The sequence below is a fragment of the Georgenia sp. SYP-B2076 genome (assembly GCF_003991205.1).
Lineage (GTDB): Bacteria > Actinomycetota > Actinomycetes > Actinomycetales > Actinomycetaceae > Georgenia.
In genome coordinates this window covers 103573-118885 of sequence record NZ_RXOZ01000002.1, presented here as the reverse complement: position 1 = coordinate 118885, position 15313 = coordinate 103573, and the positions used below count along the sequence as shown (strand labels likewise).

General features: G+C 71.0%; 12 protein-coding genes and 1 tRNA gene. 5 read left to right on the top strand and 8 right to left on the bottom strand.

Going from position 1 to position 15313, the window contains the following annotated elements:
- Position 1 precedes the first annotated feature (1 nt).
- The 4 genes from EJK16_RS01480 (at position 2) to EJK16_RS01465 (ending at position 4941) form a co-directional block, all read left to right on the top strand.
- Positions 2-1186, top strand: coding sequence for a nitrilase-related carbon-nitrogen hydrolase (locus EJK16_RS01480; protein ID WP_127125627.1), 1185 nt, complete (start codon positions 2-4; stop codon positions 1184-1186).
- Between the two features lie 110 nt (positions 1187-1296).
- The gene (locus tag EJK16_RS01475) at positions 1297-2277 is read left to right on the top strand and encodes a Gfo/Idh/MocA family protein (protein WP_127125626.1); all 981 of its coding nucleotides are present in this window, start codon (positions 1297-1299) and stop codon (positions 2275-2277) included.
- Positions 2278-2332: 55 nt separating this feature from the next.
- Positions 2333-3352, top strand: a complete 1020-nt coding sequence (locus EJK16_RS01470; RefSeq protein ID WP_370275872.1) for a LacI family DNA-binding transcriptional regulator — start codon at positions 2333-2335, stop codon at positions 3350-3352.
- Between the two features lie 71 nt (positions 3353-3423).
- Complete coding sequence (locus tag EJK16_RS01465; protein WP_127125624.1) at positions 3424-4941, top strand: ATP-dependent DNA ligase; 1518 nt, start codon at positions 3424-3426, stop codon at positions 4939-4941.
- A 79-nt stretch (positions 4942-5020) separates the two neighbouring features.
- On the opposite strand, the gene EJK16_RS01460 is transcribed toward EJK16_RS01465, so the two are convergent.
- The 6 genes from EJK16_RS01460 to EJK16_RS01435 all read right to left on the bottom strand — a co-directional run bounded on the left by EJK16_RS01460 (position 5021) and on the right by EJK16_RS01435 (position 10442).
- The gene (locus tag EJK16_RS01460; RefSeq protein ID WP_127125622.1) at positions 5021-5854 is read right to left on the bottom strand and encodes a hypothetical protein; all 834 of its coding nucleotides are present in this window, start codon (positions 5852-5854) and stop codon (positions 5021-5023) included.
- Between the two features lie 109 nt (positions 5855-5963).
- Positions 5964-7436 carry a TIGR01777 family oxidoreductase gene (locus EJK16_RS01455; RefSeq protein ID WP_127125621.1) on the bottom strand — a complete coding sequence of 491 codons (1473 nt, stop codon included), beginning with the start codon at positions 7434-7436 and terminating at the stop codon, positions 5964-5966.
- 116 nt (positions 7437-7552) lie between these two features.
- Positions 7553-7930, bottom strand: a complete 378-nt coding sequence (locus EJK16_RS01450; RefSeq protein WP_127125619.1) for a VOC family protein — start codon at positions 7928-7930, stop codon at positions 7553-7555.
- A 190-nt stretch (positions 7931-8120) separates the two neighbouring features.
- On the bottom strand, positions 8121-8876 hold the full coding sequence (locus EJK16_RS01445; RefSeq protein WP_127125617.1) for a CDP-alcohol phosphatidyltransferase family protein: 756 nt from the start codon (positions 8874-8876) through the stop codon (positions 8121-8123).
- Between the two features lie 99 nt (positions 8877-8975).
- Positions 8976-10211, bottom strand: a complete 1236-nt coding sequence (locus EJK16_RS01440) for a TerC/Alx family metal homeostasis membrane protein (protein WP_127125615.1) — start codon at positions 10209-10211, stop codon at positions 8976-8978.
- Positions 10212-10368: 157 nt separating this feature from the next.
- Positions 10369-10442, bottom strand: a tRNA-Met gene (locus EJK16_RS01435).
- 331 nt (positions 10443-10773) lie between these two features.
- On the opposite strand from EJK16_RS01435, the gene EJK16_RS01430 reads away from it, so the two are divergent.
- A complete protein-coding gene (locus EJK16_RS01430; protein ID WP_127125613.1) occupies positions 10774-11157 on the top strand; it encodes a VOC family protein in 384 nt (127 codons plus the stop codon).
- A gap of 131 nt (positions 11158-11288) precedes the next feature.
- On the opposite strand, the gene EJK16_RS01425 is transcribed toward EJK16_RS01430, so the two are convergent.
- Positions 11289-12311 (bottom strand): Rv2578c family radical SAM protein, encoded by a 1023-nt coding sequence (locus EJK16_RS01425; protein ID WP_127125611.1) that lies wholly within the window; start codon positions 12309-12311, stop codon positions 11289-11291.
- 517 nt (positions 12312-12828) lie between these two features.
- Positions 12829-15291, bottom strand: coding sequence for a class I SAM-dependent DNA methyltransferase (locus EJK16_RS01420; RefSeq protein WP_164737170.1), 2463 nt, complete (start codon positions 15289-15291; stop codon positions 12829-12831).
- Positions 15292-15313: the final 22 nt, after the last annotated feature.

The following is a 15313-nucleotide window of genomic DNA, read 5'->3' as shown; positions in this document are numbered from 1 at the left end:
CATGGTTGAGCCTTTCTCCGTCGTCGCGCTGTCACCGCGGACCATCAATGTCCGCAGCAGCAAGGACTGCCTCGACAACGTGAAGCGGATCAACGCGTTCATGGACACCGCGGTGATGGTCGGCGCCTGGGAGGGCGCCCCCGTCAAGCTCGTGGTGCTTCCCGAGATGGCGATCCAGGGAATGATCGACAACACCCCCGGCAACCGCGAGGCAGAGGCAAACTTCGCGGTCACGATCCCCGGGCCGGAGACGGACGAGCTCGGCAAGAAGGCGAAGCAGCTCAACGCGTACATCGCGGCTGAGCTGTACATGGTGCGGGACGACGACTTCCCGGACCGGTACTTCAACGTCGCCTTCATCATCAGCCCCGAGGGCGAGGTCGTCTACAAGCGGTACAAGGCGACGAGCGACGCCTACGAGGGCGGCATGCTGGGGAACATGAACCCGCACGACATCTTCGACGAGTTCGTCGAGAAGAAGACCGGCGGGGACGTCATGAACGCGATCTTCCCGGTCGCCCGCACCGAGATCGGCAATATCGGCATCGCCATCTGTCACGAGGGCGTCTACCCCGAGATCGCGCGCGGGCTGGCGCTCAACGGCGCGGAGATCATCATCCGCCCGACCCTGATCGAGCCTGCAGTGATGACCGGGATGTGGGAGATCCAGAACCGCGCCCACGCCCTGTTCAACTCCGCGTACGTCGTCGCGCCGAACCTCGGCCCTGAGGTCCGGCCCGACGGGAGCATGCAGGACCTGTTCGGCGGACGCTCGATGATCGTCAACCCGCGGGGCCAGATCGTCGCCCAGCAGACCGGGTGGACCCCCGGTGACTCGTTCGTGTGCACCACGATCGACATCGAGGCCCTGCGCCGCCAGCGGATCGCGAACGGTCTGTACAACCAGTTCAAGGACCTGCGCACCGAGCAGTACCGCGCGATGTACGACAAGCCGATCTACCCGAAGAACCAGTACGCGGACGAACCCCCGACCGAGAACTGGCTCGCTCGTGAGGACGCCACGCGCGCCCGAAACATCAGGACGCTCGTCGAGCGGGGCGTCCTCACCCCGCCGACGGGCTACCAGACCCATGAGGACGGCACCGTGGAGACCATCACCGAGGAGGCGAACAGGGTGAGCCACACCTCACCCGACACGCACCACAAGGTGCCCGCCGAGCCGTAGGCCGGCGCCGGGGCCTGTGCCTGTGGCCCTCCGCGGGCTACTGGCACGGGCTCCGGGCCCTCTCGTCCTGGCGCAGGTGGCGGGGGCGGCGGCGTGGGCAAGGAGGACCGGTGAGACAGCTCTCTGTGCTTGTGCTCGGTGTCGGCCGATGGGGACGGCAGTGGCTCGAGGTCCTGGCGGGCCGTGACGATGTCACGGTGGCCGGCACCGTCAGCAGGCACCAGGAGGTTCCCGGGCCCCGTCACTACACCGACTACCGGCAGGCCATCGCGGAGTCGGACGCGGACGCCGTCCTCGTGACGCTGCCGGTGCACCTCCATGCGGATGCCATCGTCCGCTCGGTGCAGGCCGGGAAGCACGTGCTGTGCGAGAAGCCGGCGGTCCGCAGCAGGCAGGGACTGGCGGCGGTCCTGGCCGCGGCGGAGAAGCGCCCGGACCTCGTGGTGATGGTGGCGCAGAACTACCGCCGTCGCCCCTGGGCGATCGCGATGCGGAGCCTGCTGGCGGACGGCTCCCTCGGCGCCGTCGGCCACATCGGCCTTCGCTTCAGCCAGCCGGAGCTGCTGGAGGGCGGCCGCACCGACATGCAGAACCCCCTTCTCGAGGACATGAGCATCCATCACCTCGACCTTTTGCGATATCTCACGGGCAGCAACGCCGCAGAGGTTTATGCGCGCGAATATCGACCGCTTTGGAGCAGGTATCGCGGGGCCCCGTGCGTGGACGCCATCGTCACGCTCGAGAATGGCCTCCTGGTCAGCTACACCGGCTCGTGGGCGGCGCGCGGCCGGAATACCTCGTGGGACGGTGACTACACCATCGAATGCGAACGTGGCGTGCTCACCATGACCGACGGCCTGTTCTCGTTCGACCCCGCCACGGGCGGCGATATTCCCCAAATGCCGGGCACGGGTTCGGCCGCAATTGCTCCGGTGAGCGACCTGGAGCGCGTACTGGACGTGTTCCAGAATGCCGTGGTCACCGGCGGCGAACCGGACACCAGCATCGCGGACAACTCGCATAGCATGGAGCTGCTGTTCGCTGTGCAGGACTCTGTACGACTCCGCCGGCCCGTGCATGTCGGACCATGAACGCGCTCGCCTCCTGCGGCCTTTGACAGCTACTCAATCGGGAATGGGGGATCGGATGAGCGAGACGAGATATCGCGCGCCGAGAATGGTCGATGTCGCGAAGCTGGCCGGCGTCTCGCCGCAGACGGTCTCGCGAGTGGTCAACGGCAGCCCTCATGTCAGTGACGAGTCGCGCGACCGGGTCGAGCGGGCCATCTCGCACCTGGACTACCGCAGGAATACCGCCGCACGCGCCCTCGCTACGCGCAGAACGATGAACATCGGTGTGGTCAGCGTCGGGACGAGCCAGTTCGGCCCCGCCCAGACACTCTTCGGCATTGCCGAGGAGGCGCGAAAGCTTGGGTACGGCACCAGCCTCGTGTCCCTGGGCCAGATCGACCGCGAGAGCATGCGGGCGGCGATCGAGCACCTGGCCGCCGACGCGGTTGACGGCGTCATCGTGCTCGCGCCCATCGCCGCGGCGGCGACGGCGGTCGCGGGCATCTCGTCCTCGCTGCCGCTCGTCATGTTCGAGCCCGGCGCGGAGGACGGACCGGTCACCGTGGCGCAGGACGAGGAGCTCGGGGCGCGCCTCGCGACGCGGCACCTCCTCGAGCTCGGGCATCGCTCCGTGCATCACCTGGCGGGGCCGGACGGATGGCTCGGCAGCGAGGCGCGCACACGTGGATGGGCGCGGGAGCTGTCGATGTCGGCGAGGGTGGCGCACCCGGTCCGCACCGGCGACTGGAGCGCCGAGTCCGGATACACCATCGGGCTCGAGCTCCTCCGTCAGCCTGACGTCACCGCCGTGTACGTCGCGAACGACCAGATGGCTCTCGGCTGCCTCAAGGCCGCGCACGAGCTGGGGATCGAGGTGCCGGAGCAGCTGAGCATCGTCGGGTTCGACGACATCCCCGAGGCGCGGTTCTACGTGCCCGCGCTGACGACGGTGCGGCTGGACTTCGCGCAGGTGGGACGGCGATGTGTCAGCCGGTTGCTCCACCTCATCGGCGTGGACGGCGACGAGCTCAGACCTGTCGATCCGCCGACGCTCGTCGTCAGGGCGAGCACGGCGCCGCCGCCCGCGGCGGGCTGAGCGCGGCCGCACCCGCCGGGTCGCCGGCCCCGCACCGCGCCCCCGACGGCGGAGCCTGCCAGAATCGGCACGTGCTGCTCGCCCAGCTCGTCGAGACCTCCGCCGCCGTCGCGGCCACGCGCTCGCGCCTGGAGAAGCGGGCCCTCCTGGCCGCCGTCCTGCGGGCCACCGGCACCGACGAGGTGGAGATCGTCGCGTCCTACCTCTCGGGCCGGACGCGGCAGCGCCGGACCGGCGTGGGCTGGCGGTCGCTGACCGAGCTGCCGGACCCCGCCGAGGTGGCGACGCTCACGCCGACCGCCGTCGACCGCGCGCTGGAGGAGGCCGGCGCCCTCGCCGGGACCGGCTCCCAGGCCACCCGCGCCGCCGCCGTCACCGCCCTGTTCCGGGCGGCCACCGCCCCCGAGCAGCAGTTCCTCCGCGGCCTGATCCTCGGCGAGCTGCGGCAGGGCGCGCTGGACTCGCTGCTCCTCGACGCCATCGCGGAGGCGGCGCTGGTGCCCGTCGCCGCGGTGCGCCGGGCCGCGATGTTCAGCGCCCTGTCCGGGCCCATCGCCGCCGCCGCCCTGAACGGCGGCGCCGAGGCCCTCCTGGCGTTCCGGCTGGAGGTCGGCCGGCCGGTGCGCCCGATGCTCGCCTCCGCCGCCCCGGACGTGCCGGCCGCGCTGGAGAAGGTGGGCGGGCGGGTCGCCGCCGACGGCAAGATCGACGGCATCCGCATCCAGGTGCACCGCACCGGCGGCGCGGTCTCCGTGTTCACCCGGTCCCTCGACGACATCACGGACCGGGTGCCCGAGGTGGTCGAGGTGGTCCGCGGGCTCGACGTCGGCGCCGTCGTGCTCGACGGCGAGGCGGTCGCGCTCGGCCCGGACGGGCGGCCACGGCCCTTCCAGGAGACCGGCTCCCGGACGATGAGCCTGGACGGCGCGTCCCTGCGCGAGCAGGTCCCGCTGACCACCTACTTCTTCGACGTGCTGCACCTGGGCGGCGACGACCTCATCGACTCCCCCGCCGCCGAGCGGTTCGCCGCCCTCGCCCGGGTGGTGCCCGAGCCGTTGATCGCCCCCAGGCGGATCACCGCCGACCCCGACGAGGTCCGGGACTTCTTCGGGGAGATGCTCGCGCGCGGCCACGAGGGGCTCGTGCTCAAGAACCTCGACGCCCCCTACGACGCGGGCCGGCGCGGCTCGGCGTGGGTCAAGGTCAAGCCGCGGCACACCCTCGACCTCGTCGTGCTCGCCGTCGAGTGGGGCAGCGGCCGGCGCAGCGGCTGGCTCTCCAACATCCACCTCGGCGCCCGCGACGGCGACGGCTTCGTCATGCTCGGCAAGACCTTCAAGGGCATGACCGACGAGATGCTCGCCTGGCAGACCACGCGCTTCCTCGAGCTGGAGACCGGACGGGACGGCCACGTGGTGGCGGTGCGGCCCGAGCAGGTGGTCGAGGTCGCCTTCGACGGCATCCAGCGCTCGCGCCGCTACCCCGGCGGCATGGCGCTGAGGTTCGCGCGGGTGCTGCGCTACCGCGACGACAAGACCGCCGCCGAGGCGGACACCGTCGAGACGGTGCGGTCCCTCGCCGGGCCCTGACCGCGGCGCCCGCCCCGGGACCGCGGCGCCCGCCCCCCTCGGGGCTGCGGGCGGGCGCCGCGGTCGGCGGGTGGGCCCCCTAGCTCCCGAAGGTCGCCTCGAGGCGGAACTGGTCGTCCGCGCCGATCTCGAGCGCGGTCAGCCGCGCTCCGGCGAACGTCCGCGCGGACAGGTCGACGCTCTTGCCCCGCCACGGCTCGATCCTCGGGCGCAGCAGGCCCTCGGCGACCTTCCCGACAATGCCGCCCGCGTCGAGCTGGAGCTCCACCACACGCAGGACCAGGGCGTCGTCCACTTGGACGTGGCCGCCGACCACGACGCGGCTCGACATGAACCCCTTCGCGGCCTTGGCCTGCACCTCTCCCCGCACCGCGTTGTGGCCGGCCGGCTGGGGCCGAAGGTGCAGCTCCTGGAGGGTGACGCCCTTGCTCCTGGCCACCTCGGCCCCGATGGTGCGGGCGGCGGCCTCGAGGTCGCTGACCGCCGCGGTGACCAGCACGTGCCCGGTGGTGGGCTCCGCCGTCGACGCCGCGTCCTTGGGCACGAGCCACAGGTCGCCGCCCTCGGCGCGGACCCACTCGGCGACGACGTTCACGGCGTCCGCCCGCACGGTGACCGGGGCGCCGGCGACCAGCACCGGCAGGGCGCGCACGTCCAGCGAGCGCACGGTGGTCTCCCCCTCGCGCCTGCCCGCGGGGGCGTGCCACGCCGCGGCCCGCGGGTGCAGGTGGGCGGCGTCGATCGACGTGCCGGAGATGTCGATGGCGATGCGGTCGACCTCTCCCTGGGCGGAGACGTCGGCGTCGACGACGGGGGTGCCGCCCAGGTGCCACGCGTGGCCGAGCGCGCCGCGTGCGCGCGCGGCGAGCTCCTCCCCGGTGGTCGGGACGGGTCCTGGACCCAGCGGAATCATCGTCGTCCTTTCGTCGGTGGGCTCGGGTCATCGCCACCCGGCCTCTCCCAGCAACTATGTCAAGTCGCGTGCGACGTCGTCCCGGTTCGGCTCGCCGCCGGGCGCGTCGCTACGGCAGCACGTGGCGCAGCGCCGCCTCGAGGGTGGGATGGCGGAAGCGGAAGCCGGCCTCCTGCAGCCGCCGGGACGACACCCGCTGGCTCGCGTACGCCAGCTCCTCGGCGCCCTGCCGCCCGACCACCAGGCGCGGGCCGAAGGCCGGGACGGGCAGGAGCGCCGGCCGGTGCAGGACGTGCCCGAGGGTGCGGGCGTACTCCTCGCCGCGCACGGGCTCGGGGCCGACGGCGTTGACCGGGCCGCGGACCCGGTCATCGAGCGCGGCGTGGGCGTAGGCGGAGACGATGTCGTCGATGGAGATCCAGCTCTGCCACTGGTCGCGGTCGAGCGGGCCGCCGAGCCCGACGGCGAAGAGCGGGAGGAGCCGCGCGAGCGGTCCCTCCACGGGGGTCTGGACCAGTCCGGTGCGCAGCGAGACCACGCGGACCCCGGCCTCCGCGGCGGGGGTGGTCGCGGCCTCCCAGGCGCGGGAGACGTCGGCGAGGAAGCCCGTCCCCGCCGGGTCGTCCTCGGTGAGCGGCTCGGGGTCGGGGACGGTGTGCGGGCGGGCGCCGTAGTAGCCGATGCCCGAGGCGCAGACGAACGCCCGCTCCCGCCCGTCCTCGGCGATCCGGGCGAGCGCCCGGGACAGCAGCGTGGTGCCGTCGACCCGGCTGTGCCAGATCTCGTGCTTGGCCGTCGGCGTGAGGTGGCCGCCGATGAACCGGCCGGCCAGGTTGACGACGACGTCGACTTCGCGCAGCGCCTCCTCGTCCAGGGTCCCGGCGGCCGGGTCCCAGGAGACCTCGTCGGGGGCGGTGGCGTCGCGGCGGACGAGCCGCAGCACGCGGTGCCCGCCGCCGGTGAGCAGCGCGCACAGCTGGCGGCCGATGAGCCCGGAGGCGCCGGCGACGGCGACGGTCCGGGTCCCGGCGGCCGCGTGGGCGGCGTGGAAGACGAGGTCGTCGCGCAGCTGGGCGGCCCGGTAGGCGAAGATGCGCCGCAGCGTCGGCTGCAGCGGCCGGGCGGCGGTCTCGGCCACCTGGTCGGGGAGCCGCCCCTCCCCCGGGACCCCGAAGTCGATGTGGTCGACCATCACGGTGCCGCCGTCGGGGGCCTCCTCGAAGCGGTGCGTGTGCTGCCAGTGGCCCAGGGGCCCGCGCTCCATCGTGTCGCGGAAGCCGTGCGGCGGGTCGTAGGCGTCGTGGCGGGCGGTCCAGTCCAGCTCGGGCCGGCGCAGGCGCGCCGGGACGACGCCGGGCCACGGCACCGCCCGGGCCAGCGCCCCGAGACCGGCGCCCAGCACGCCGGGGGCGCCGATGCCCAGCCGGGCGGTCGAGCCGTCCCGGATCCCCCGGTCCGGCTCCGCCTGCACCGAGCCGCCGAAGGGCGGGCTGAGCCGGACGAGCGCGCCCGGGCGCTCGAACCACGCGAAGACCTCGTCGCGCGGGTACGGCAGGACCGTCGTGTGCTGGAAGTGCGCCATCGGCCCATGGTCGCAGGCGCGTCACGCTCGCACCTTCCGGTCGGGCGCGGCGACCCGGCGCGCCGCCGACGGGCGTGGCGGCCCCGGCGGCGGCTCCGCCGCCGGAAAGCCGGACGTCAGCCGCCGTACGGCCGGGTGAGGATCTCGAGGTTGTGGCCGTCCGGGTCGCGCCAGTAAAGCCCGCGGCCGCCGTCGTTGGTGTTGATCTCCCCCGCGCGCCGATGGTACGGGTCCGCCCAGTAGGTCAATCCGAGGCCGGTGATCCGCCCGAGGATCTGGTCGAACTCCCCCTCGCCCACGAGGAAGGCGTAGTGCTGCGGGCGGATCTCGCCGGAGTCGTCGGCGAAGTCCAGCGACACGCCGTTCTCGACCTGGACGACGACGAACGGGCCATACGTCGTCGGCGCGGGCAGCCCCAGGATCCCGGCGAGGAACACGGCGGAGGCGTGCTTGTCGCGCGCGTTCACGATGGTGTGGTTCAGCTCGATGCTCATCGGCGACCTCCGTGTGCTGCCACTGCGGCGGGGCGGGTTGCGAGGCGACGCCAGGTGACGCGTCGCGTCGCGACGTCTGGGTGCGCGAGCCCCATGGGACCTGATCCTCCCCCGCCCCGTCGACGGCGGCCACGGAATGGCCGGGTGTCATCCGCCGGGGCTTCGACACCGGTAGGACCGTCGCGGTGGCCTACCGCACCGTGGCCAGGTGCCGGGCGCGCTGCCACCGCGCGTCCCGGCCGAACGACCAGCACAACGCCACGAGCGCCGGCGCGACGACGACGTCCGGGGCCGCCGGCGGCAGCCCCGGGACCAGGGGGCACAGGAGCGCGGCGAGCAGCGCGACCCCCTGGGCGACGCCGACCGCCTTGCGGGCCGTGCTCTCGGGCAAGGGCGCCCGGAGCCACGGCCACCGGTACGAGCAGGCCAGGTAGGCGTAGCGCATGAGGCCGACGGCGAGAGCCCACCCGCCCACGACGTCGAGGAGGCCGACGGCGAGGCTCAGGACCAGCACCAGGGCCGCGTCCGTCTCCATGTCGAACCGGGCACCGAACGGGCTCGCCCCGCCCCACGCCCGGGCCACGCGCCCGTCCACGCCGTCGAGCAGCAGCGAAAGGGTGCCCACGCCGATCACGAAGAGGTGCGTGGCCGGTGACCACGGGCCCAGCACGGCCTGCGGCAGGGTCGCGGCCACCCACGAGACGCCGACGAGACGCACGAGGGTGATCTGGTTCGCCGGGCCGAGGGACCGGCCGGGCCAGTGCCAGGCGACGAGCCCGGCGCCGGCCAGGTACACCAGCGGCCCGGTAAGAGCTGCCGCCCCGGTCCCACCGGCGGACATCAGGACGAGCGGGGCCAAGAGGCTCGCGAGCAGCCCACGGATCAACGACGGCCAGGGGAAGTCAGCAACCGGCGCCAGCGTGCTCGCACCGCGGCCGGGAGCCATGGCGCCAGCCTAGGCACTGCCGCGCGGCCGCAGGGCGCATGACCGCGGCCTGCGCGCCGCGGGCACCACCGCGGCCGCGGCGCGCTGTGCAGGTGGTACCTACCCGCGTTCGACGATCTGCGTCTCGCCGGCCGGGGGCGCCTGCCCGCGGTCCACCGCGGTCTCGTGGCTCTCCTTCGCCCGCTCGAGCAGCTCCATCAGGGCCGGCTCGTCGCGGACCATCTGGCGGTACTTCGGCCCGAGCGCGATGATCTGGTCACGCTCGGTAAGCAGCATCCGGAAGATCCGCTCCCGCTCCGCCGCGTCGATCGTGTACTCGGAGTCGAGGTAGTGCGTGGCGTGGCGTCGCGCGTTGGCGATGGCGTTCTGAGCCTTGCCCTTCTTGCTGACGAGCGAGCCCACGACGGTCACGACCAGGACCCCGAGGATCACCGTCAGGGAGAGGCTTGTGCTGATCTCCACGACCGGCACGGGCTCGCCGCCGTTGATGAACGGCACGTTGTTCTCGTGCAGGGCGTGGAGGATCAGCTTGACGCCGATGAACCCGAGGATCGCGGCCAGCCCGTACGACAGGTAGACCAGTCGGTCCAGCAGCCCGTCGATGAGGAAGTACAGCTGCCGCAGCCCGAGGAGGGAGAACGCGGTCGCGGTGAAGACGATGAAGACGTTCTGGGTCAGCCCGAAGATCGCCGGGATGGAGTCCAGGGCGAACAGGATGTCGGTACCGCCGATGGCCACCATGACCAGCAGCATCGGCGTGAGCGCCCGCCTGCCGTCAACCATCGTGAACAGCTTGTCGCCGTCGTAGTGGTCGGTGGTGTGGAAGAGCTTGCGAGCGATCCGGATGATGAAGTTGTCGGCGCCGCGGGAGTCGTCGCTGCTCTCGGGCTTGAGCATGTTGCCGGCGGTGAGCAGGAGGATCAGGCCGAAGAAGTAGAACACCCAGGCAAACGAGTTGATCAGCGCTGCGCCCACGAAGATGAGCCCGGTCCGTGCGATGAGGGAGAAGACGATGCCGAACAGCAGCACCTTCTGCTGGTCCTCACGCGGCACCCGGAAGCTGGTCATGATGATGAGGAAGACGAACAGGTTGTCGACCGAGAGCGCCTTCTCGGTGACGTAGCCGGCGAAGTACTCCGACCCCGCCGCCGCGCCTCCGAACACGAGCACGCCGACGCCGAACAGCAACGCCAGCCCGACGTACAGACCGGACCACAGCGCCGCCTCGCGCAGCGTGGGAACGTGGGCCTTGCGGACGTGGAAGATGAAGTCGAAGGCCAGCAGCCCGACGATCCCGGCGATCGTCAGGCCCCAGACCAGGGGTGGTACCTCCATGTGGGGACTCCCTTCAGAAGCTGGCGCCGGTGGCCGGGTGCGTTGCGCCGATCTCATGGAGCGCGCGCCCAGGGCGTTCGCGGCGTGCCACCAATGTAGTTGGGTGGCTAGAGATGATTCAGGCTCGGAAATTTGTCATTTCCGAGCCTGAAACCCGTAGCGGGGGCAGGATGTGAACCTGCGACCTCCGGGTTATGAGCCCGGCGAGCTACCGAGCTGCTCCACCCCGCGATGAGTCGTCAATGTTATGGGGTCGCCGGCCGGTGGACGAGGCAGGTCGGCATGCGCTTGATCACAACGCCCGACGGGTGCCCGGTGTTCGGCACACCTGTTCCTCGCCCCACGCGCCGACGAGTTCCACCGCGCAACCTGTTCGGCACGCTCCGCGTGCCGTCGCGGGTGAGCCGGTGCGGCTGCCGCTGGGCTGACGTCACCCCGGGCACGACTCCTCGACCCGCGAAGGACGCATAGCCAAGAATGGCGTCTTGACCGGGACCAGCCAGAGACTTACCTTCGAGCCGCCGACCAGCCGATGTACGTCTGGCTCGCATAGGAGGTCGCCATGCTCTCCAACCTCACGGCCATCCCGGCGCTCGCGGTCAAGGACCTCGCCGCCGCGCGGGAGTTCTACGAGAATGTCCTCGGCTTCTCGCCAGGCAGCGAGACGGTGGGTGGTGTGCTGTACCAGGCGGGACAGAGCCAGTTCCTGGTCTACCCCTCCGCCTACGCCGGCACGAACAAGGCAACGGCGTTGTCCTTCATGGCGTCGGATGAGTCCTTCGACGCCGAGGTCGCCGCGTTGCGCGACAAGGGCATCAAGTTCCAGACCTTCGAGTACGAGGGCACGGAGTGGCAGGACGGGGTCGCGACCATGGGCGATTCGAAGGGCGTCTGGTTCACCGACCCCGACGGGAACATCCTGAGCGTCGCGACCGGCATGTCCTGAGCGGCGGGGCGTCCGCCGCAGGCGGCCGGGTCTGATGCCGGCTCGGCCGCCACCTTGAGAAGGAACTGCACCGCCGTCGATGCCAGCCTGCGCTTGACCTGGGAAGTGCCGCGTAGAACTCGGCCGTCGGCTCAGAAGAGGGCGGGCTGAGCGGGTCCGGTCGCCTCCGGTGCCGGCTCCGGTGCGGCGGTGCGCGCCCAGCGGAACGGGGCCCGCCGGTCGAACCCGTGCATGCGGTGCGCCCGCGCCGTGCGTTCACCGAGCCACTGGCGGTACTCCTTCGGGGCATAGGCGCCGGAGCCATACAACCGGCGGTACCGCGGCACGAGGCCGGGGAACTCACGCTGGAGCCACGCCAGGTACCACTCGCGGGCACCGGGGCGCAGGTGCAGGGGGCCGGCCGTGACGTCGGTCGCCCCCGCGTCGGCCAGGGCGGCGTACAGGTCGTCGAGCTGGTCCTCGGAGTCGGTCAGCCACGGCAGGATCGGCATCGCCAGTACCGAACACTCGAGCCCGGCGTCGGTGATAGCCCGGATGAGGTCGAGGCGTGCCTTGGGCGTGGACGTGCCGGGCTCGACCCGCTGCTGGAGCTCGGGGTCGACCAGGGCGAGGGACACGGCCACGGAGACGGGCACCGTGCGTGCCGCGTCCACGAGGAGTGGGAGGTCGCGCCGGAGCAGCGGGCCCTTGGTCAGGATGGAGAACGGGGTCCCGGACTCCGCGAGCGCGGTGATGATCCCCGGCATGAGGCGGTAGCGGCCTTCGGCGCGCATGTAGGGGTCGGAGTTCGTGCCGAGCGCCACGTGCTCGCGCCGCCAGGACGGGCGGCCGAGCTCCTTGCGGAGCACCTCGACGATGTTCGTCTTGACGACGATCTGCGTGTCGAAGTCCTGGCCGGCGTCCAGGTCCAGGTACTCGTGGGTGCGGCGCGCGAAGCAGTACGTGCACCGGTGCAGGCACCCCCGAGTTGGGTTGATCGTCCACGTGAAGGGCATCGAGGACTGTGCCGGCACCCGGTTCAGCGCGCTCCTGCACAGCACCTCGTGGAAGGTCACCCCGGCGAACTCGGGCGTGCTCACGCTCCGGACCAGCCCGGCCAGCGGCAGCAGCGCAGTCGCGTCCGCGCCCTTCAGCTCTCGAGACTCCCATCGCATACCCCCATTCGAACATGCATTCGATACGACGTCCAGCGGTGGGACTGCTCCCCGAGCGGGCGGTCGCGGACACAGCAAAGGCCCGGTCGCAGTGACCGGGCCTCGTGCCAACGAGATTGGTAGCGGGGGCAGGATTTGAACCTGCGACCTCCGGACGCCATCAGGGGCATCGCGACTACTACGGTCTCGGGCCGGAAGCTACCGATTCGCTCGGTTTGGTGAGGGATCCGCCCTCGCTTCCAGTCGCCAGGATACCCGTTTGCTGCGGTGTGCGACGGACCCAATGTGGACACTAAGTGGACCCAGGTGAGGATCCGGGTTGCATGCGCGGGATCACCGGTTGCACGTCGTGGGCGGCAGCGTCGAGACTGTTTTAGACGAGTTCGATGACCGCCTTGATCGGGTCGTTCTCGTGGCCTCGTCTCTGGACGAGGTCGTCGTCGTCCTCAAGCTGCATGTGCGGCACGTTCACATCCTGTCAGCGACGACCGACAGATAGCCCCAGCACGCCCGTCGATCACGAGAGCGCCAGTCCCCCGAAGTCCGCACGAAGGCTCTCCACGTCGTCCTCCAGCTCGCTCTCCAATCCGTACTGGTAGCTGACCATCCGCACGCTTGTCCCCTCGGTGCGGTTGTAGAAGTACGTGGTGAACTGGGCGCTGCTCGGGGCCGCGCGCAGCTGCACGAAGTGCCCGAGGCGCAGCGGCGACTGCGATCCGTCCCGCACGAGGTAGAGCTCGTCGTCGTACATGTGCTCACCCACGGCGAACTCCCGAGCCGCGAACGGCGTCCGAGTCCCCACTGCGACCTCCGCCGTCTGGACGAGACCGTCACGACGGCGCTTCGCGCTGCCAGGGCGGACCAGCACGAGCTGTGCCCAGACGTTCCCGAGGAGCCCGCGGAGCTCTCTGAGGTCTGAGACGAGAGAGTCGACCTGAGTCCTCAGCTCCTGCTCCGGGGTGTACCCCGTGTGGCCGGACCACCGGTTGCGCTTGCCGTTCAGCTCGTTGAACTTTTTGACGACGTCCTTCGAGATCAGCCGTTCGATGCCGGCGCGGCCGAGGTCGGCGAACGCGCGGCGAACGCGGGCCACGTCATCGGCGTCGCCGTTCTCGAGCGCGCTGCGCAGGCTCTTCGACGTCTTCTCGACGATGACCACCCAGGTGCCGAGCGAGGCCTTCTCGATGCCCAGGTGCTGTTCATGCAGGGTCTGACGGATCGCGGCCTCGGTCTCGCTGCTGCTGCCCGGATCGCTGCGGCTCGCGGAGAGCAGGACCGTCGCATGGAAGGTCACGATCGCCTCCCAGGCGTGGAGATAGGCGCGCTGCTGCTCCCCCACCGAATGGGCGGACTCCGCGGTCCACAATGCCGATGCGATCGGGTACGGCAGCTGGTCGAGCCAGGACGTCAACGAGTCGTCGAAGGCACCAGCGACCTTGCTCACCACCTCCTCAGCGCTCTCCGGTGATGACCAGATGCTCGCTCGCCGAGTGCCGAGGTCGGCCTGGAACGAACTGAGCCGTTCGTCTGCAGAGGCGAGGGCCAGCTGGACACTGAGGTCCGGCACCGGAATCAGCAGCTCATCGGCCCACCTCATCAATGAGTTGGCGTCCGACCGCAATGCCTTGAGGTGGTGGCCCGAACTGGCGTTGTCGATCGCACGAAGCCGACTGGCGACGCCCTGCTCCGAGTTCAGCCACGCCGCCATGAAGGGCGGGTACACCGAGTCGTCGTCAAACTGCATCGCCAGGACGCGACCGCCGGCGTTCGTCTCGGACAGCTCGGTGGCGGCTCTGCCACCCCAGCTGGTGGGCACGAACAACCGGCGCTCGCCCTTCTCGTGATTCGGATCAGGGGCAGCGTCGGGCTCTCGGGCGAGAAGGCTGCTCAGACGTCGGCTGGGCCAGCCTTTCGCGGCCATGTCCCGCAGCAGCTCGCGCGCATCCTCCCTGAAGACGCGGCTGGGATCGAGGTCGACGGTCTCGCGCGGCTCCTCGGTCAACGAGACTCCGGAGTCCGGCCCATAGCGTGCCTCAAGGAACCGACCATCGATCGCTGTGTCGTTGTACGTTGTGACGCGCCACGAGAGCTGAGTGCTTTCGCTCGTGGTGCGCGACAGCCGTGCGTCCCTGCGCGTGAACTGGCGAGTGCTGATGGTGCGGTTGCGCGGGCCCGACTTCTTCGTCCTTAGCCCAGACTCGAGCTCGTGGAACGCCTCGACCGGGATCGACCTCCGGCCTTGCTCCGTGGTGAACATCGTCTGCAGGTCGGCGATCATCGCCGTGTCCCGGCCGACGTCCTCGGCTCTGTTGGAGAAGGTCAGGAGGTACAGGGGGATCTCGGTGTTCGGCGCGAGGCCGTCGGGAAGGCGGGTGACCGACTCCAGCAGGCCGGCGTCGACGATCCGCTGCCGCACCCCGCCGGTTGCGCCGCCGGAGCTCAGAGCGCCCGGGTTGACCAATGCCGCGACACGTCCACCGCCCTGCTTCGCCGGACGCAGCTTCTCCAGCGCCAGAGAGATGAACAGCCAGGTGCTGTCGGAACGCTGGGGAAGGCCGAACCCGAACGCGCCGGCGCGATGCCGGGCCTCGACAGCCGTCGCCGACTGCCTCCAGTCCATGCCCCAGGGCGCGTCGACGATCACCAGATCCGCACTGAAGTCCTCAAAGGCGTCGTGCGCCAACGTGTCCGCATGGGCGATTTCGGCGTCGTGGACCGCCTCGAACCGACGAAGGCTCGCGGACGCCGCGGCTTCGTTGATGTCCTGACCGCGGTAGCGGACCTCCACTCCCGACGACTGCAGCGCTTCGACCAGGAGGAAACCGGCGAATCCCAGGCCGGCCGCAGGATCCCAGACGTCGACGGCCGTGAGACTCGGCTCGAGGCGGCTGAGGCCGCCGACGGCAAGAGCCCGCGCCAAAGACACGCTCGTCGCGTGCTCCAGGCCAACCGGGCCGCGGCCCATGTCGGAGTACGGCACGGGCTCAGAGTCCTGGAGCACC

Coding starts and splice junctions, on each gene's coding strand:
- EJK16_RS01480 (WP_127125627.1), top strand. CDS start 2: ATGGTTGAGCCTTTCTCCGTCGTCGCGCTGTCACCGCGGACCATCAAT.
- EJK16_RS01470 (WP_370275872.1), top strand. CDS start 2,333: ATGAGCGAGACGAGATATCGCGCGCCGAGAATGGTCGATGTCGCGAAG.
- EJK16_RS01460 (WP_127125622.1), bottom strand. CDS start 5,854: ATGATTCCGCTGGGTCCAGGACCCGTCCCGACCACCGGGGAGGAGCTC.
- EJK16_RS01455 (WP_127125621.1), bottom strand. CDS start 7,436: ATGGCGCACTTCCAGCACACGACGGTCCTGCCGTACCCGCGCGACGAG.
- EJK16_RS01450 (WP_127125619.1), bottom strand. CDS start 7,930: ATGAGCATCGAGCTGAACCACACCATCGTGAACGCGCGCGACAAGCAC.
- EJK16_RS01445 (WP_127125617.1), bottom strand. CDS start 8,876: ATGGCTCCCGGCCGCGGTGCGAGCACGCTGGCGCCGGTTGCTGACTTC.
- EJK16_RS01440 (WP_127125615.1), bottom strand. CDS start 10,211: ATGGAGGTACCACCCCTGGTCTGGGGCCTGACGATCGCCGGGATCGTC.
- EJK16_RS01430 (WP_127125613.1), top strand. CDS start 10,774: ATGCTCTCCAACCTCACGGCCATCCCGGCGCTCGCGGTCAAGGACCTC.
- EJK16_RS01425 (WP_127125611.1), bottom strand. CDS start 12,311: ATGCGATGGGAGTCTCGAGAGCTGAAGGGCGCGGACGCGACTGCGCTG.